This window comes from Rhodococcus sp. NKCM2511 (assembly GCF_014905595.1).
In the GTDB taxonomy this organism is placed as follows: Bacteria; Actinomycetota; Actinomycetes; order Mycobacteriales; family Mycobacteriaceae; genus Rhodococcoides; species Rhodococcoides fascians.
In genome coordinates, this window is record NZ_BNHJ02000001.1 from 1,407,452 (window position 1) to 1,423,976 (window position 16,525).

16 protein-coding genes are annotated in these 16,525 nt (G+C 63.9%); 12 read left to right on the top strand and 4 right to left on the bottom strand.

Going from position 1 to position 16,525, the window contains the following annotated elements:
* Position 1: 1 nt before the first annotated feature.
* Positions 2 to 649 carry a TetR/AcrR family transcriptional regulator gene (locus tag JLZ96_RS06325; protein WP_201009671.1) on the bottom strand — a complete coding sequence of 216 codons (648 nt, stop codon included), beginning with the start codon at positions 647 to 649 and terminating at the stop codon, positions 2 to 4.
* Positions 650 to 812: 163 nt separating this feature from the next.
* Here JLZ96_RS06325 and JLZ96_RS06330 point away from each other — a divergent pair, with 163 nt between their 5' ends.
* Together JLZ96_RS06330 and JLZ96_RS06335 are read left to right on the top strand one after the other, a co-directional pair.
* Complete coding sequence (locus JLZ96_RS06330; RefSeq protein WP_201009672.1) at positions 813 to 2,318, top strand: cytosine permease; 1,506 nt, start codon at positions 813 to 815, stop codon at positions 2,316 to 2,318.
* Entirely contained in the window at positions 2,318 to 3,118 is an 801-nt protein-coding gene (locus tag JLZ96_RS06335) for an MBL fold metallo-hydrolase (RefSeq protein WP_057473840.1), read from the top strand. Before JLZ96_RS06330 ends, JLZ96_RS06335 begins: the two co-directional genes overlap by 1 nt.
* A 37-nt stretch (positions 3,119 to 3,155) precedes the next feature.
* On the opposite strand, the gene JLZ96_RS06340 is transcribed toward JLZ96_RS06335, so the two are convergent.
* On the bottom strand, positions 3,156 to 3,728 hold the full coding sequence (locus JLZ96_RS06340) for a TetR/AcrR family transcriptional regulator (RefSeq protein ID WP_201009673.1): 573 nt from the start codon (positions 3,726 to 3,728) through the stop codon (positions 3,156 to 3,158).
* Positions 3,729 to 3,846: 118 nt separating this feature from the next.
* On the opposite strand from JLZ96_RS06340, the gene JLZ96_RS06345 reads away from it, so the two are divergent.
* Complete coding sequence (locus tag JLZ96_RS06345; protein WP_057473838.1) at positions 3,847 to 4,512, top strand: SDR family NAD(P)-dependent oxidoreductase; 666 nt, start codon at positions 3,847 to 3,849, stop codon at positions 4,510 to 4,512.
* An 80-nt stretch (positions 4,513 to 4,592) separates the two neighbouring features.
* Here JLZ96_RS06345 and JLZ96_RS06350 read toward each other — a convergent pair whose 3' ends face one another.
* Positions 4,593 to 5,567, bottom strand: coding sequence for an ABC transporter substrate-binding protein (locus JLZ96_RS06350; RefSeq protein WP_201009674.1), 975 nt, complete (start codon positions 5,565 to 5,567; stop codon positions 4,593 to 4,595).
* A 289-nt stretch (positions 5,568 to 5,856) separates the two neighbouring features.
* Here JLZ96_RS06350 and JLZ96_RS06355 point away from each other — a divergent pair, with 289 nt between their 5' ends.
* The 5 genes from JLZ96_RS06355 (at position 5,857) to JLZ96_RS06375 (ending at position 10,293) form a co-directional block, all read left to right on the top strand.
* Positions 5,857 to 6,840, top strand: coding sequence for an ABC transporter substrate-binding protein (locus tag JLZ96_RS06355; RefSeq protein WP_094718621.1), 984 nt, complete (start codon positions 5,857 to 5,859; stop codon positions 6,838 to 6,840).
* Positions 6,837 to 7,643, top strand: a complete 807-nt coding sequence (locus JLZ96_RS06360) for an ABC transporter ATP-binding protein (RefSeq protein ID WP_057473835.1) — start codon at positions 6,837 to 6,839, stop codon at positions 7,641 to 7,643. The genes JLZ96_RS06355 and JLZ96_RS06360 overlap by 4 nt, the downstream gene beginning before the upstream one ends.
* Positions 7,640 to 8,473 carry an ABC transporter permease gene (locus JLZ96_RS06365; RefSeq protein ID WP_032385606.1) on the top strand — a complete coding sequence of 278 codons (834 nt, stop codon included), beginning with the start codon at positions 7,640 to 7,642 and terminating at the stop codon, positions 8,471 to 8,473. Before JLZ96_RS06360 ends, JLZ96_RS06365 begins: the two co-directional genes overlap by 4 nt.
* Positions 8,473 to 9,279, top strand: coding sequence for a class II aldolase/adducin family protein (locus JLZ96_RS06370; RefSeq protein WP_032385607.1), 807 nt, complete (start codon positions 8,473 to 8,475; stop codon positions 9,277 to 9,279). The genes JLZ96_RS06365 and JLZ96_RS06370 overlap by 1 nt, the downstream gene beginning before the upstream one ends.
* A 201-nt stretch (positions 9,280 to 9,480) precedes the next feature.
* Positions 9,481 to 10,293, top strand: a complete 813-nt coding sequence (locus JLZ96_RS06375; RefSeq protein WP_179275106.1) for an IclR family transcriptional regulator — start codon at positions 9,481 to 9,483, stop codon at positions 10,291 to 10,293.
* Between the two features lie 87 nt (positions 10,294 to 10,380).
* Here the strand turns inward: JLZ96_RS06375 and JLZ96_RS06380 are convergent, their stop codons facing one another.
* Entirely contained in the window at positions 10,381 to 11,826 is a 1,446-nt protein-coding gene (locus JLZ96_RS06380) for an aldehyde dehydrogenase (RefSeq protein ID WP_032385791.1), read from the bottom strand.
* Between the two features lie 238 nt (positions 11,827 to 12,064).
* Here JLZ96_RS06380 and JLZ96_RS06385 point away from each other — a divergent pair, with 238 nt between their 5' ends.
* The 4 genes from JLZ96_RS06385 to JLZ96_RS06400 all read left to right on the top strand — a co-directional run bounded on the left by JLZ96_RS06385 (position 12,065) and on the right by JLZ96_RS06400 (position 16,523).
* A complete protein-coding gene (locus JLZ96_RS06385; RefSeq protein ID WP_094693263.1) occupies positions 12,065 to 12,898 on the top strand; it encodes an IclR family transcriptional regulator in 834 nt (277 codons plus the stop codon).
* A 111-nt stretch (positions 12,899 to 13,009) separates the two neighbouring features.
* A complete protein-coding gene (locus JLZ96_RS06390; RefSeq protein WP_201009675.1) occupies positions 13,010 to 13,963 on the top strand; it encodes an acetaldehyde dehydrogenase (acetylating) in 954 nt (317 codons plus the stop codon).
* Positions 13,960 to 14,985 (top strand): 4-hydroxy-2-oxovalerate aldolase, encoded by a 1,026-nt coding sequence (dmpG, locus tag JLZ96_RS06395; RefSeq protein WP_201009676.1) that lies wholly within the window; start codon positions 13,960 to 13,962, stop codon positions 14,983 to 14,985. Before JLZ96_RS06390 ends, dmpG begins: the two co-directional genes overlap by 4 nt.
* Positions 14,982 to 16,523, top strand: a complete 1,542-nt coding sequence (locus tag JLZ96_RS06400) for an AMP-binding protein (protein ID WP_201009677.1) — start codon at positions 14,982 to 14,984, stop codon at positions 16,521 to 16,523. Before dmpG ends, JLZ96_RS06400 begins: the two co-directional genes overlap by 4 nt.
* Positions 16,524 to 16,525: the final 2 nt, after the last annotated feature.

The window sequence follows — 16,525 nt, forward strand, 5'->3', positions numbered from 1 at the left end:
GTCAGCTGGAGACCAAAGTTCCAAGCGCAAGCCCTAATTCGAGCTCGGTGTGCCGGAAGACCATGTCCGTCGCGATCGGGTAGTTGATGGCAGAGGTCTCCGACAACGCTGTTCTGACGGCACTCTGCGCGAAGGTTCCGTCGATGAGGGCGAGGATGCGCATCGCAGTCGAAGCGCAGTCCAGCGGCGCGAAACGACCCTGTTCGCAACCGGATTCGAGAATTCTGATCAGGGTGTCGATATCGACTTCCATCTGGCTCACGACCTCCTGCTGCAGTGCCGGGCGGCGGGTGCTCTCACGCCAAGCGTCGAGCCACAGCAGCGCATATTCATCGTGGCTCGGGTCCGTCGCTTCGTCCAGGAAGATTCTGAGACGGTCGAGTGCATCGGCGGAATCGGCTGCAGCACCGACTCGCTGCGAGCGACGGCCCTCCACCGCTGCCGCGAACCCGGCAGCGATCAGCCCGTCCGAGGTTTTGAAGTAGTGGTTCACAAGGCCGGGATACACCTTGACCTCGTCGGCAACTTTTTTGGCCGTCAGCTGCCCCAACCCCTCCGACATCGCCAGCCTCCCGGCCACCTCTGCGAGCTCCCGACGCCTGGACTGCGGATCCTTCCGGCGGTGCGTGCTGGTCGCCGACAGCGTCATGACGACGACGCTACCACCGGTAGATGCGCGCGCCAGGAGGATATCGAGACCCAACGAAATTCGTCGCGAGGAGTTCGATCGTTCGGGTTGCGGAGACGTGGGTCACGCGTATTGTCACCACCACCAACAAGCTGTTGGTGGTGGTGACAATAAGGAGCAACGCGTGACGGACACCCGCGGTGGGCCAGGCACGAACGATGTCGGCAAGGTCGAAGCACACGGCATCGACCGAATACCCGACGACGAACGCTTCGGACACCCGCGGAGCCTGTTCGCGGTGTGGGCGGCATCGAACATCAACTTCTTGTACGTAGTTCTGGGCGGACTCCTGATCGTCTTGGGACTGAACCTGTGGCAAGCCATCGTCGTCGTGGCCGTGGGCAACCTGTTCTGGGTCGCAATCGGTTTCATGGCCACGAGCGGTCCGGTGTCGGGCTCGCCGAGCAGCGTGATCACCCGGTCGCAGTTCGGTACCCGCGGAAATCGCATCAGCCTGGGCGTGTTCTCGTGGCCGGTGTTCATCGCCTACGAGGCGATCAATCTGTGTCTGGGCACCCTTGCCGGCGTCGCGATCCTGGATCAGCTCGGAGTCGATCTACCCCTGTGGGGCGAGGCCGCGATCCTCATCGTCATCGCTGCCCTGACGCTGGTCGTCAGCGTGTACGGACACGCGACCATCATGCGCGTCAGCGGAATCATCACCCTTGCCCTGACTGTCGCCATGGTCGTACTCGGGGTCTTCGTGGTGGCGAACACGAACTGGAGCTACCAGCCGCCGGAAGCTCTGACCGGCGGCGCAACCCTGGCCACCATGGCGGCAGGTGTGGCTCTGATCGCTGCATGCCCCTTGTCCTGGGGTGTGAGTCCCGACTACGCACGGTATCTGCCGCCGGACGCCTCCCGCGTGGCAGTCGCATCGTGGACCGCATTGGGCGGATACCTGCCCTCTGTGGCACTCGGTGCCGTGGGTGCGCTCGCCGGCACTGCCGTGGACATGTCCGACGCGCAGACCAGCCTGGGGACCATCGTCGACGGTTGGTTCTACCCGATTCTGTTGCTGGTCATCGTCATCGGCTCCATGGCGAACAACGTGTTGACCATGTACTCTTCGGGCCTGTGCCTGCAGGCAGTGGGCCTGAAGTTGAAGAGATCGGTCACGGTGCTCTTCGACGGCGCACTCGGTGTGGCATTCGCGGCCTACGCACTGTTCGTCGCAGACTTCACCGATGCATTGAGCGCACTGCTCGAGCTGACCGTGGTTCTCCTGGTTCCGATGATCACGATCTACGTCGTCGATCAGCTGCGACGCCACAACGCCTACGACGGCTGGGAACTGAACGACCTGAGCCCCGGTGGCCGCTTCTGGTTTCACCGCGGATTCAGCATTGCCGGCATGAGTGCCTTCCTGATCGGAGCTGCGTCGGCGCTCCTGTGCGTCAGTACGACGGATTTCACCGGGCCGATCGCCGAGGCTCTCGGCGGAGCGGACGTGTCCTGGATCGTCGGACCGGTCGTGACCACCGCGGTCTACCTGTCACTTTCAGCACTGACGGATCGCCCCCGAATCACCGATGCCGCCGAACCGGCACCAGCGCGCCCGGAACGGGCACAACAGCCGGCGCGGAACGCCGCAACGACGACCGGGGTACGAGAAAAGGAACAGATCTGATGCCGACCAGCTTGTCGACGCCCGCAGCCGGCACCGCGAAGGACAGCCCCGGTGTCGGCCCCTGGTTCAGATCGCGCTCGGAGACGGCCACGTTGACGCGGATCGATGAACCTTCTGTTCATCCACTCCTGCAGGCGAACGTCTGGCATCTTCGCGGCCGCGATCGAGATCTGATCGTCGATACCGGACTCGGTGTCGCATCTCTGCGCGGACACCTCCCCCACCTGTTCGATCGCGATCCGATCGTCGTCGTCACACACGCACACCTCGATCACATGGGAGGAGCACACGAGTTCGACACGTGCCTCGCTCACGCCGACGAGAACCTGACGTCTCCACCACCGGGAAGTCTGCGCGGTGCCCCGCTGGGCGTCGAACTCGGAATGGACTTGCGCGAGTTCGGTGTCACCGACGACACAATCCTTCTCGATGCACTACCCGAACCGGACTACGACATCGACCTCTATCGGCTCAGGCCCGCGTCAACCGTTCTCCCTGTGGAGCACGGCGCGACGATCGATCTGGGCGACGTCACCTACACGGTCCTGCACCTACCGGGTCATACTCCGGGCGGCATCGCGTTGTACTCCGAACACGACGGCACACTCTTCTCCGGAGACGTTGTGTACGACGACATTCTGATCGATCGTTGCCACGGCTCGAACGTCGCCGACTACCGCCGATCCATGGCAGAGCTCGCGGCCCTCGACGTCGCCAGGGCCTATGCCGGGCACGGGGACAGCTTCGATGGGAATCGCCTGCGAACACTGACGCAGATCTACCTGGACGAGTCGAGGTGATGGTCTCGACGCCGCGCGGAAACGTGCAGCGCAGCGACTAATCCAACTGGGTCGTCCAGGCCGCGGTGAGACCGCGGTCGACGATGCGACGCCAGCCGGGGGGTGCCGCCCCGTCGCGGCTCGACGTGCCTGCTATCCACAACATCGCCATGAGGTCGTCCGCCGTGAACGACGTCGAGAGCACGCCGGCGGCGTGTGCTTCGTCGACGAGTTTCGCACCCAGAGCCGTCGAGCGCTCGCAGGCGTCGATCAACGTGGTCGCGTTCGGGAACCGTCGGAGCATGGCGTCGTTCAGCGCCGGGTCGCTCAGCTGGAGCTCGATCATGGTGTCGACGAATGTCTGCAGTCTTGCACGGGGCGATCCCTGAGCCAGTGTGTGCTCGGTGAGCGTCATGAGTTTCTCGCCCGCGACGGCGGGAACGACGGCGTCGATCAGCGCTTCGCGTGATCCGACGCGGTTGTAGAGCGTGCCGATACTCACGCCTGCTTCTCGAGCGATGTCTTCGAGAGGTGCCCCCAACCCGTGCTCGGCGAACACCCGCAGAGCTGCGGAATGGAGCTTGTCCAGGTTCGCCTGTGCGTCTCGCCGAAGTCCTTTGTCGGGGACCATGCCAACTCCTAGATGTTGAGTACGGCCTCAAGTTAGGGTATGAATTAGATGAGGTTGACCTCAACTTAGCCCATCACCCGTCTGCACCGACTACTCGGCGGTTCTCGAAAGGACCCTCATGCCCCTCATCGCCATCATCGGAGCCGGCCCAGGCCTCGGTCTGGAAATCGCTCGCGCGTTCGGCCGCAAGGGTTTCGACATCGCCCTCGTCGCTCGCACCCAGGCGAAGCTCGATGCCCTCGCCGACACTCTGACCGGTGAAGGGTTCCGCGCTCGCGGCTTTGCCGCCGATGTGAGCCGGCCCGACACGATCACAGCCGCCCTCGGCCGGATCAAGGCCGACCTCGGACCGATCGACGTGCTGGAATTCTCCCCGGCGGACCCGACACTCGTTCCCGTGGACGTGCTCGAGGTGTCGCCTGAGAACCTGCAGCCGCAGATCGACTTCTATATCGGCGGTGCGCTGCGCGCCATCGGCGACGTCCTCCCCGACATGGTCGCCGCCGGCAACGGAACGATCCTGGTGACCACCGGTGGCGGTTCGATCAGTCCGATGCCGTTCCTGGGGAACGTCAACATCGCCGCTGCGGGCCTTCGCAACTGGGTGCTGAATCTGCACAACGCTCTCGAACCCAAGGGCGTCTACGTTGCCCACGTCGGCATCACTGCCCTCATCGGGGCAGGTCATCCGGAGGCCGAACCGGACGTCATTGCGAAGGCATACACGACGTTGTACGACGAGCGCCGCGACGCAGAATTGCACTACGTCGCGTACGACGCGTGACATTCCGCTCGAGTATCTGAGACCGAGAGGAAGCGCGGCACTACCGCGGCCCCGCATGTGCCGAGGCCGCGGCAGCGCTGTCAGCCTGCGTGCTGCGAAACCCAGCCGCTGAGGAGCACCGCCGACGGGTCGACCGGACCTGCCAACTTGCCCTGTGCAGTGAAGAAGTCGATCAGGCTCCCAGCTTGCTGGACGTCGGCATCGGTGAAGTCTCGACCGCCGAAGTCGATCTGCGACACCCGATCCTGCGCTTCGGCGGCATCCATCTGAATTTCCGAGGACACCGCCCTCGCTGCACGAGCCGGATCGGTGTTGACGATGGCAGATGCCTCGGCAATGACCGAGAACACCTTGCCTGCAAGTTCTTCGTTGGCTGTGAGCCAACCCTCGGATGCGATGATCCACTGCGAGTACTTCGCGCCGAAATCACCGGTCGTCGCGACGACTGTCGACCCGGCATCCTCCGCTTGCCCGACCCACGGGTCGAAGGAGATGAACCCGTCGATGTCACCTCGCGCCAGCAGCGCCGGCTGCTCCGGCGGGCTCGTGGTCACCAGAGTCACCGCAGCTGGGTCGATCCCCAGGCTCCGCAGGTACAAATCGGTGAAGTACAAACCGATTCCGGGAAACACCCCCATTGTCTTGATGTCCGCCGGTGCGACCCCGTCCCGGAGAACGACCTGGAAGTAGCGGTCCGAATCCTGGAACACTCCGAGTGCGCGAAGGCTCGGGTTCGCGGCCATGACAGTGAGCGCAGTGGAATCGGCGTTGCCGGACAGCTCCGACGTTCCCGCCACCACGTTCTGCGCACCGGCCGCCCCGCCCTCCGTCTGGATGACCTCGACATCGAGGCCTGCGGCCTCGAACATTCCCTCACTGTCGGCGAGGAAGATCGGCGCGTACGACGGATCGACACCGACCGAGATCCGAACCAGATCGGCGGTCGCCGCTGCTTCGGTGGCCGGTCGCGAGCAGCCTGCGGCGAGCACGACCACCGAGGCCACGACGACGGCCAGCGCCCGACCGGCGGTCGGAAAAGTGCGTTTCAAGAGCATGTTGTGCCTTTCGATGTGGAGTGCGGTCGACACGGATGCGGCAGCAGTCCCATGTATCGGAAGACATGATGATGTCGGTGTTCGCGCTGACGTGTACGTCCGACGGTCCGGCCACCAGACCCCACTACGAATTCATCCGACATCGTTGCGCTGGGTTTCGGCCACGTTAAGACATCGGTCGGGTCCGCACGGTGGACCGCGTTGGTGGGCGCAGGGTCGGACCGCCACTAGCTTTGCCTCACACCGCCGCGAAATGCGGTCCAGATCACAGCAAGGAAAGCGTGCGCCCATGGCCCCACGATCGACAGTGACCACATCGAGTCTTGTTGCACTCGCCGCAATCACCGCATTGTTCGCGGGTGCGTGCACCCGCCCGGCGACCGAATCCGCGGCTGCAACCAGCTCCACCGGCAGCATTCGCATCGCGGTCGGTATCGACGCGTCGTACGCGCCGTTCTTCGTGGCCGACGAGCAAGGCCTCTTCGAAAAAGCCGGTCTCGACGTCGAATTGGTTCAGTTCGGCCGAGGTGGCGAAGCCGTCGATGCACTGTCCACCGGCCAGGTACAGATGGCGGGTAGTTCGGACACGACCACGATCGCCCAGCTCCAACAGAACCCGGCGCTACGTGCCATGTATTCGTACGAGTCGTCGGGCAAATACATCAAAGTCGTACTCCGCAACGGCGTCGACGGTCCGCAATCGATACGCAAGCTGGGCATCGTCGCCGGACTCAGCCAGATTTCGACCGTCAAGTACCTGGAAGCGAACGGTGTTTCTCCCGACTCCGTCGAGATGATCTCGGCAACCCCGACCGACATGCCTGCGCTCCTGAGTCGCGGTGACATCGACGGATACGTGATGTGGGAGCCCTGGCCTAGCGCTGCTATCGACCAGGGAACCGGCAAGGTCGTGGCGACCACCGGCGACTTCGATTGGTTCTACCACCATTGGGCGATCACGACCCAGTCGTGGCTCGATGGCAACGAAGACACCGCACGCGCCGTTCGAGACGTGCTGTCGGAGGCAACGGCAGAGGTCGAAGCAGATCCGCAGGCCGCGGCGGCGGCGACGAAGACCGCAGTGAACGTCGACGAAGCCCAGACGGTGCAGTCGATCGACGAAATCGATTACGCAGTAGAGGATTTGACGCCGACCAGCGTTGCCGATGCCCAGAGCGTGGTCGATTTCTACACCGAGATCGGTGCCATGAACAACCAACCCGACCTGAACACGGCGCTCCTCGTCGGTTGGTCGACGGAGGGATCACGATGAGTGTGGACACAGTGGAGGGCGTTCCGATCGAGGCACGCGACGTAGCCATCAGATTCGGCGAATTGGAGGTGGTCAGCGGCATCGACCTCGACATCCGACCGGGTGAGTTCGTTTGCCTGCTCGGGCCGAGTGGGTGCGGTAAGTCGACACTGCTGTCGGCCCTGGCCGGGTTCGTGTCGGTGGCAGCAGGCGACATCAGTTGCGACGGCGAGTCGGTGAAAGGAAACAACACCCACGCCGGCATGGTGTTCCAGAGTTCCGAAGCATTGTTCGAGTGGATGACCGTCAGCCAGAACGTTGCGTACGGCCCCCGCATGCACGGATCGAACAAGTCCGAACAGGCGCGTATCGCAGCCGAGTACTTGGCCATGGTCGGCCTGAAGCACGCGGGTAGCAAGTACCCGACGCAATTGTCCGGTGGCATGAAGCAACGTGTCCAGATCGCGCGCGTACTCGCCAATCAACCCCGCTTGGTGCTGATGGACGAGCCGTTCGGTGCCCTCGACGCCCAGACGCGTCAAGTTCTCCAAACCGAACTGGACGGAATCTGGCGGCGTACGGGATGCACCGTCGTGTTCGTCACCCACGACATCGACGAAGCGATCACCCTGGCCGACCGTGTCGTCGTCATGACAGCCGGTCCGAGCGCTCGCATCAAGAGCGTGTACGAGGTCGATGCTCCACGTCCGCGTGACCGCAATCATCCCGCCGTCGTAGAACTCTACGAACGACTACGAGACGACATTCGAGCCGAAGTGGTTGCCTCGCTTCGCAATCAAGGTATCGAGGAGGACACGCTATGACCGCCGTGATCGCTGGACGCACCGAGGCTGCGTCGCCGGCCAAGCCTGGTCGGGGCAATCGAGCGTGGGGTGCGGGAAAGTCTGCGATGCGTACCGCTGCTCTGTTCGTCGTCTCGGCCGCAATCGGTCTCGCACTCTGGTCGTTCCTGGCGTGGTGGTACGGACCGACGACGATGGCGTCGCCCGCGGCTGTCGTCTCGGCTGCGAAAGAACTGTCCGACACCGGGGTCCTGTGGACATCGATTCAGGCGTCCGGGCAACGCATCCTCATCGGGTGGGTTCTGGGTGTGATCGTGGGCGCGCCGGTGGGAATCCTCATGGGCCGCATCAATATCGTCCGCCAGCTGCTCGATCCGTACATCGAATTCTTCAGGTTCATCCCGCCCATCGCGTTCGTCACGCTGGCGGTGGTGTGGTTCGGCATCGGCGAAACATCCAAAGTAGTTCTCATCTTCTACACCTCGGTGTTCATCGTGACCGTGAGTACGATCGCTGCGACAGTCGCGATCAGCGAGAACAAGCTGCAGGCGGCGACGAACCTCGGCGCAGGCAGGCTACAGATCATGAAGACCGTCGTGCTGCCGTCCACGGTCCCGGGAATCGTGACCGGAGCTCGGTTGGCCATGGGTAACAGTTTCTTGACCATCGTGTCGGCCGAAATCGTCGCTGCCGATGCCGGCATCGGCTCCATGATCTGGCAGGCGCGCAATTACGGCCGCATCGACTGGACGTTCGTCGGGATCATCACTCTCGGAATCATGGGCTTTCTGTTCGACCGCGTACTCCGGTTGCTGTCCAGGCGGTTCCTCGGCCGTTACGGAGTCAAGTGATGCCGGGCTCGGCAGCATCGATTGCCGAACTCGCCTCGATACCGGATGCGCCCGATGGTCTGAGCAGCGCAGAAGAGCGGACGCGTCGCAAGATCGCGGTAGTGGGCGGCTACCGCATATTGTCGAAATTCGGCCTCGACGAAGGCATCTCCGGCCACATCACCGCCCGTGACCCCGAAGATCCCGATACCTTCTGGACCGCACCGTTCGGACGCCACTTCTCCCAGGTGCGGCCCGAGGAGCTGTTGCACGTCGGTGCCGACGGCACCGTTCTGTCCGGATCGGGACCGTTGAATCGAGCAGCCTTCGTCATCCACTCCACGGTGCACGAAGCCCGCCCGGACGTGATCGGAGCCGTGCACGCACACGGGCTGCACGGAAAAGCGTTCTCGTCCCTGCACCGGCTACTGCAGCCGATCACCCAGGACGCCTGCGCTTTTCACCAGGACCACGCACTGTACGACGAGTACCACGGAGTGGCTCTCGACGCCGAAGAAGGGGTAAGAATTGCCGCGGCGCTGGGTACGAACAAGGCCGTGATCCTGTCCAATCACGGCCACCTCACCGTGGGAACATCCGTCGAGGCGGCCGTGTGGTGGTACGTCTCGATGGAACGGTCGATGCAGGCCGAGTTGGCGGCGTGTGCCGCCGGAGATCCGGTGGTGTTGCACGACAAGATCGCGGCGCAGACGTTCGAGGCGGTCGGGGTGGACAAGGTGGGCTGGTTCGCCTACTCGACCATCATTCAGAGTATTGCTGCAGCAGAGCCGGACATCTTCGACGCTCGACCTCTGTTCGACGAATGATCGCTGTCGCCCGCAATTGTTAACATCCCGAAACAGGTTCACCCAGTGGACCCCGAAACCCGAACAAAAGGTGAACAAGGGCATAACGTCGAAGTCGAGGGGGGTTCAGACATTTCGACGATAGAGGTGAGCATGTCTTCCGCACTCTCCGCACGATCTGCGACCAGTCCGCGACCGCTGGACATCGAGCCGACTGCGGACATGACCTCGGTATTGGCCAAGGCCAGGCTGATCGTCGACGCGTTCGACAGTACGAATACCGACCTCTCGCTGACCGAACTCACCCGTCGTAGCGGTGTGTCCAAAGCCAGCGTGCATCGGCTGGCCGGCGAGTTGGTCGAATGGGGTTTGCTCGAACGTGCAGGCACGAAGTACCGATTGGGGCTGCGGCTGTTCGAGCTCGGCCAGATGGTCCCCCGACAGCGCATTCTTCGCGACGCTGCCCTGCCGTACATGGAGGACTTGCTTCTCGCCACCCAGGAGACCGTCCACTTCGCTGTGCGTGAAGGTTTCGACGTTCTCTACATCGAGAAGATTGTGGGCCATCGGGGCTTGAACGAGAACTCGCGGGTGGCGGGACGACTTCCGCTGTACAGCACGGCAACCGGAAAGATCATGTTGGCGTTCTCGCCACGAGAGGTCTTCGACGAGGTCGTGGCGCAGGGCTTCGTCGCACACACCTCACGCACCACGATGTCGGTCGCAGTCCTGGCGCAGCAACTCGAGCGAATGCGTAAGGACCAGTTGGCCGTCGAGGTCGAAGAAACGCGACTGGGCTACATGAGCGTTGCAGTTCCGGTGTTCAGCGGTAACGCTGTTCTGGCCGGCGCACTGTCGGTCACCGCACCGACCTCGAGGATGAACGTCAATCGCGTTGCCGGAGCGCTGCGTACCGCCGGAATCGGCATCTCCCGCAGCCTGCAGGCCATGCGGTGCCTCCAACCGGCGGGCGCTGCGCGCGGAGACGGGACGTGTCATCCCACCGTGTGTTCGTTCAACGGCTGCGGCAAATAGTTGGGAAGAGCGGCTTCGCCGCATGTGAGTGAAAGTTCGTAGTAGAGACCGAGTTTCCGTGCACGTGCAGCGAAGCCGCTCATCCGGCTAGGCGAGGTTGATGAACGTCGTCTTGACTTCGGTGTAGGCATCGATCGAATGGGAACCGAATTCACGGCCCCAGCCACTCATCCCGAAACCACCCCAGGGTGATGCCGGGTCGAGCAGGGGCAGCTGATTGACGAACACCGTGCCGAAGCGCAACTTGGGCGGGAGTGTGAGTGCGGAGTCGAGTGCCTTGGTCCACACCACCGCAGCCAACCCGTACTCGGTATCGTTCGCCCGAGCGATGACCTCGTCCTCGTCGTCGTAGGCCATGACCGACAGCACCGGCCCGAAGATTTCCTCTCGGGCGATGGTCATGTCGTCGCGCACTCCGGCGAATACCGTTGGCTTGTAGAAGAATCCGTCGGCCAGATCGCCCTGGACGCGGCTTCCGCCCGTCACCAATTCGGCTCCTTGTGACCGACCGGATTCGACGTAGGAATGCACTCGATCGAGATGTTCCTGGGATACCAGGGGGCCGATGACCGTCGACGGGTCGAATCCCGGACCGATCGGCAACGCGTCGGCTGCCGCGGCGATCTTGGAGGTGAATTCCTCTGCGCGCGAGCTGTGTACGAAGAACCGGGTGTAGGCACCACAGGCCTGACCCGTGTTGAACACAGCGCCCTGCAGGTTGCCTGCGACGGCAGCGTCGATGTCGGCGTCGGCAGCGATGATGCTGGGGGCTTTGCCCCCGAGCTCGAGCGATACGCGCTTGAGATTTCCGGCCGAGGCTCGAACGATGTGCTGCCCGGTTTCGGTCGATCCGGTGAACGACACCTTGTCGACACCGCGATGGGACACCAGCGCCTTACCGACTTCGGGTCCTCCGGTCAACAGATTGACCACGCCCGCGGGCACTCCCGCTTCGAGGCACAGTTCCACCAGCTTCATGGTCGACAGCGGCGTCTGTTCGGCAGGCTTGAGGATCACCGCGTTGCCCGTGGCCAGTGCCGGTGCCAACTTCCACGCAGCAATGGCCAGCGGGAAGTTCCACGGGGTGATCAGCGCGCAGACACCTACCGGTACCCGCTGCTGGAAACTGAGGTTCCCGGGAATGGACACGGGTGAGACGGTGCCCTCGATCTTGGTGGCATAGCCCGCGTAGTACCGGAAGACCTGAGCGGTCAGCGGCAGGTTGACGCCGACGCTCATGAACGTCGGCTGCCCCTGGTCGGCGGTTTCGAGTGCCGCTATTTCCTTGGCATCTCGGTCGAGCAAGTCGGCGATCCGCCACAGTAGCTGCCCTCGGGCATCCGGGCTCATCCCCTGCCAGGCATCGGACTCGAACCCCACACGTGCGGAGGCCACCGCAGCGTCGACGTCCGAGATCGTGGCCTCGGCGAACCGTCCGATCACCTGGTTGGTAGCCGGGTCCACGGTCTCGCCGGTACGGCCATCGGAGGCATCGACCCACTCGTTTGCGATGAGCAATTGCGTGTTGTGCATGTGTTCCCTCAACATCTCGTTCGGCGAGCGCCATATCGGACTTCGACGGTCCAATGTGCCAGCCGCGGAGCGACGCCGTGTCGGGGAGTTTCGGTGACCGAACCGACCCCAGATATTCGACGCGTCGTAAACAACGCGTTTCGATCCGCTCACCGGGCTGGACATTGTTATCCATCTGGATAATGATGGTGGATGTGATGGGCCGCACATCCGTCACCCGTGAGCGCAGGAGGCAACCATGTCCGTGTTGGCACACCCGTTCGACCTGGATGAGGACTCATCGCTGGCTCCGCCCAACTCTGTCCTCGGGAAGGCCTTCTCGATACTCTCGGCCTTCGACGGTGACAGCGACTCGCTTCGTCTGGTCGACCTCTGTGAGCGCAGTGGCGTTCCCAAGCCGTCGGTATATCGGTTGGCACAGGAGTTGGTGGCACTCGGCTTGCTCGAGCGGGTCGGTCACGAGTACCGAATCGGGTTCAGCGTGTTCGCCCTGAGCCAGCGCGCAGGCAGCACATCTCTGCTTCGCCGAGTGGGCCGGCCGGTCCTCGTCGATCTCGTCGCGTCGACGCGGGGAACCGCACACCTGGCGGTTCGCGAGGGCACGCACACGTGCTACTTGGAGAAGCTGGGAGGAACGCGGAGCGTGCACTCGCTCTCCCGTGTCGGCGGCCGCCTCCCACTGACGTGTACAGCGTCCGGAAAGCTGCTTCTGGCAATGGCTCCCGACTCCAATCGGCTGCTCGACCAATTGGTGGAGAGCGACTTTCCACGGCTGACCGCACAGAGCGCGCGAAGCATGCACGCCGTCCGCCGCGAGATGGTGTCGATCCGTAATCAGCGCCTGGCGACGGAGCGCGAAGAGGCTCTGGTCGGATACAAGAGCTTCGCCGTGCCCATCTACGATTCCGGCGACAACGCCATTGCGGCACTGTCCCTGACCGTGCCGGTGGACCACACCGGTGACGCCGCATTGATCAACGCACTGAGGCTCGCCTCGCACGCCATCACTCGGCAGCACACCCACGCGGCCATGAGCACGCCGAGCGCTTTTCCGGCGCAACGTCTGGCATAGGCCGTATCGCTCAACGGACCCGATTCGTGCGTCGATCGCCGTTCAGCTGTGAAGCTGGAGCAGTTCTGCCACAACGGCAGTGACGCCGCAGTCCGTGAGTGAGGTAAGCCCATGCCAATCGCCACCAGAGTCGCCATCATCGGATCTGGGAACATCGGGACCGATCTGATGATGAAGATCGGCCGCTCCGAGGTACTCGAGATGGGTGCCATGGTCGGGATCGATCCCGACTCCGACGGCCTCGCGCGTGCCCGAGCACTCGGCGTACCCGTCACCCATCGTGGAGTCGAGGGATTGATCGAGCTCGACGGGTTCGACGAGATCGACATCGTGTTCGACGCGACGTCGGCAAAAGCCCACCAGGCCAATGCAGCTCGGCTCGAACCACTGGGAAAGACGATGATCGACCTGACCCCGGCCGCGATCGGGCCGTACGTCATCCCGGCCGTCAACCTCGAAAACCACATCGCCGCACGCAACGTCAACATGGTCACCTGCGGTGGGCAGGCAACCATTCCGGTGGTCGCGGCCATCAACCGCGTCGTTCCCGTCGCCTACGCCGAAATCGTGGCGTCGATCGCATCCCGATCTGCGGGGCCGGGAACCCGCGCGAACATCGACGAGTTCACCGAGACCACATCCGCGGCGATCGTGACCGTCGGCGGCGCAGCACGCGGTAAGGCGATCATCGTGCTCAACCCGGCCGAGCCGCCATTGATCATGCGCGACACCGTGTTTGCCCTCGTGACCGACGACGGCCGTGGGGCTCTCACCGAACGTATCCGCGAATCCGTGTCCGCGATGGTGGCCGATGTCTCCGCCTACGTGCCCGGTTATCGGTTGAAGCAGGAGGTCCAGGTTGTCGCGGTCCCCGACGATCAGCCCGTCGAGACGTTGCTTGCCGCCCCGTCCGCACCGCGGCCCACACATCAGGTCTCGGTGTTTCTCGAAGTCGAAGGCGCTGCAGACTATCTCCCCGCCTTCGCAGGCAATCTCGACATCATGACCTCCGCAGGCATCCAGGTCGCCGAACGCATCGCAAGCCGAAAGGTGGCACTCCGATGAGCACCCCCATCTACGTCCAGGACGTCACGTTGCGGGACGGTATGCATGCCGTTCGGCACCGCATGTCCCCCACCGACGTTGCCCGCATCGTCGTCGCGCTCGATGCTGCCGGCGTCGACGCGATCGAGGTGGCGCACGGCGACGGGTTGGCAGGTTCGTCGCTGAACTACGGGCCGGGATCGCACAGTGACTGGGCATGGTTGGAGGCTGCCGCGTCGGTGATCCAGCGCGCCACCCTCACCACTCTCCTGCTCCCCGGTGTGGGATCTATCCACGATCTGAAGCGGGCATACGAGCTCGGGGTCCGGTCGGTACGCGTTGCCACTCACTGCACGGAAGCAGACATCTCCGCCCAGCACATTGCGGCGGCCCGCAAGATCGGGATGGATGTGTCCGGCTTTCTGATGCTGTCGCACATGGCAGAACCCGAGGCTCTGGCACAGCAGGCCAAGTTGATGGAGTCGTACGGCGCCCACTGCGTATATGTCACCGACTCGGGTGGTCGCCTGACGATGGGCGACGTCCAGGCTCGAGTTCGCGCATACCGCGACGTGCTCGAACCGGAAACCCAGATCGGCATCCACGCCCACGAGAATCTGTCTCTGTCCGTTGCCAATTCGCTGGTAGCGGTCGAGAACGGCGCGTACCGAGTGGACGCGTCGCTGGCCGGACACGGAGCCGGGGCAGGAAATTGCCCCATCGAAGCCTTCATCGCTGCTGCGAACCTGACCGGACTGACTCACGGAAGCGACCTGTTCGCGCTGCAGGACGCCGCCGACGACATCGTTCGTCCGCTTCAGGATCGACCGGTCCGCGTCGACCGCGAGACGCTGACGCTCGGCTACGCAGGCGTGTACTCGAGCTTCCTTCGGCATGCGGAGGCTGCCTCGAGTGCCTACGGAGTCGACGTTCGTGACCTACTGATGGAATGTGGCCGTCGCAGACTGGTCGGTGGCCAGGAGGACATGATCATCGACATCGCTCTCGGTCTCGTGGCCGAAAGGGAAGCACTCCCGGCGTGATCGACCCGACCTCGTGGGCCGAAGCAGTCGAGCTCCGCGCCCACGCCGACGCCGACGGTGAAGTGATCCGTCGCGTCGGCGGGCCGAGCATCAGCGCCGGTCGGCTACTCGAGGACGCCCTGGCCATGGCCGGCTCGATGGCCGGTGTCGTCGGTGCCGGCAGCGTTGTCGCGACCGCGTGTTCGTCCGGACCCGCGGCCGCGACACTCACCACGGCCATCTCCTGGCTCGGAGCGATCGAGCTGCCGATCCCGACGGCACTGGATCCCGATGTCGCTCGTCAGCTGATGACTGCGGGCTCCGCTGTGCTCGTTGTCGCGTCTCCGGCGCGGCTGGCCACGGAGCCGCATCTGATTCGGCTCGGCGAATCCGTCGGTGTCGCAACGATGACTGTCGACGGCCACGTCGACGGCCTGGCTGCGGTGACGGACGGAACCGGGACCACACCGTCGCGTCATCGGACGTCCCCGGGCGACCCGGCCGCGATCATGGTCACGTCGGGTACCGGAGGGCGTCCGAAAGGCGCTCTTCTGGGCAATGGCGTCGGGCTCGGTCAGGCCCGACGTGTCTGCCGCGCCATGCATTACGGCTCCGACGACGTGCTGCTCAATGTGTTTCCCTGGCAACACGTCAATGCCCGTCATGCCGCGTTCCTGCCCGCGGTGATGTCCGGAGCCCGCCTGGTGGTCGACGACTTCTCCGCACGACGGTTCTGGCGTACCGCCAGGGAAGAGCACATCACCGCCTTCAACTTCATGGGTGCGGTGTGCGCGATACTGCTTCGCTCCCCCGCCACCGAAGACGATCGCGCTCATACAATTTCGCGCGCCTACGGCGGACCTGCACCGGACTGGATGTTCCACAGCGTGGCGGAGCGCTTCGGTGTCGAGCTACGGCAGGCGTATGCATCGACCGAGCTCGGTGACGTGGCCACGACCGATGTGGCGCCGCGCCCGGGCGCGGCCGGTCGAGTCGTCGACGATTATCGAGTGCGCGTGGTGGACGACGACGGACGTACGGTGAACGACGGAACGCCCGGCTCGCTCGAGGTACGGCCGTGTGGCGAGAACCTGACCTTCACCGAATACGTCGGAGAACCCGAGATCACCCGAAGAGCCTGGCGTGACGGTTGGTTCGTCACCGGTGACTGTGGGCGTCTGGTCGACGGGTGGCTCTACTACGAGGGGCGAACCGCCGACACGATCCGACGCCGGGGTTTGACCGTCGATGCCGAACGAGTGGAGTGGGTGGCGTCCGGCCACCCGGACGTTGCCCAGGCTGCTGCGGTCGGCGTGCCGTCCGAGCTGACCGAGGACGAGGTACTGCTCGCCGTCGTCCCCCGTCACGGACGACACATCTGCCCGCGCGATCTTCTCCGATACTGCGCGCAGGAACTACCGCGCCACGCGGTCCCCCGGTACGTCAACGTGGAGACGGCCTTGCCGACCACGGCCAGTAAAAAACTGAACCGGCGCGCACTGCGCGATCGCGGTATTCCGACCTCCGCGTTCGATGCCGAAGCGCACCAACAAGATTAGGA

What these genes read in the sequence shown, in the direction of transcription:
- JLZ96_RS06375 (WP_179275106.1), top strand. Translation starts at nt 9,481, where the DNA reads ATGACCTCGGTATTGGCCAAGGCCAGGCTGATCGTCGACGCGTTCGAC.
- JLZ96_RS06340 (WP_201009673.1), bottom strand. Translation starts at nt 3,728, where the DNA reads ATGGTCCCCGACAAAGGACTTCGGCGAGACGCACAGGCGAACCTGGAC.
- JLZ96_RS06350 (WP_201009674.1), bottom strand. Translation starts at nt 5,567, where the DNA reads ATGCTCTTGAAACGCACTTTTCCGACCGCCGGTCGGGCGCTGGCCGTC.
- JLZ96_RS06370 (WP_032385607.1), top strand. Translation starts at nt 8,473, where the DNA reads ATGCCGGGCTCGGCAGCATCGATTGCCGAACTCGCCTCGATACCGGAT.
- JLZ96_RS06325 (WP_201009671.1), bottom strand. Translation starts at nt 649, where the DNA reads ATGACGCTGTCGGCGACCAGCACGCACCGCCGGAAGGATCCGCAGTCC.
- JLZ96_RS06355 (WP_094718621.1), top strand. Translation starts at nt 5,857, where the DNA reads ATGGCCCCACGATCGACAGTGACCACATCGAGTCTTGTTGCACTCGCC.
- JLZ96_RS06360 (WP_057473835.1), top strand. Translation starts at nt 6,837, where the DNA reads ATGAGTGTGGACACAGTGGAGGGCGTTCCGATCGAGGCACGCGACGTA.
- JLZ96_RS06335 (WP_057473840.1), top strand. Translation starts at nt 2,318, where the DNA reads ATGCCGACCAGCTTGTCGACGCCCGCAGCCGGCACCGCGAAGGACAGC.
- JLZ96_RS06365 (WP_032385606.1), top strand. Translation starts at nt 7,640, where the DNA reads ATGACCGCCGTGATCGCTGGACGCACCGAGGCTGCGTCGCCGGCCAAG.
- JLZ96_RS06385 (WP_094693263.1), top strand. Translation starts at nt 12,065, where the DNA reads ATGTCCGTGTTGGCACACCCGTTCGACCTGGATGAGGACTCATCGCTG.
- dmpG (WP_201009676.1), top strand. Translation starts at nt 13,960, where the DNA reads ATGAGCACCCCCATCTACGTCCAGGACGTCACGTTGCGGGACGGTATG.
- JLZ96_RS06345 (WP_057473838.1), top strand. Translation starts at nt 3,847, where the DNA reads ATGCCCCTCATCGCCATCATCGGAGCCGGCCCAGGCCTCGGTCTGGAA.
- JLZ96_RS06380 (WP_032385791.1), bottom strand. Translation starts at nt 11,826, where the DNA reads ATGCACAACACGCAATTGCTCATCGCAAACGAGTGGGTCGATGCCTCC.
- JLZ96_RS06390 (WP_201009675.1), top strand. Translation starts at nt 13,010, where the DNA reads ATGCCAATCGCCACCAGAGTCGCCATCATCGGATCTGGGAACATCGGG.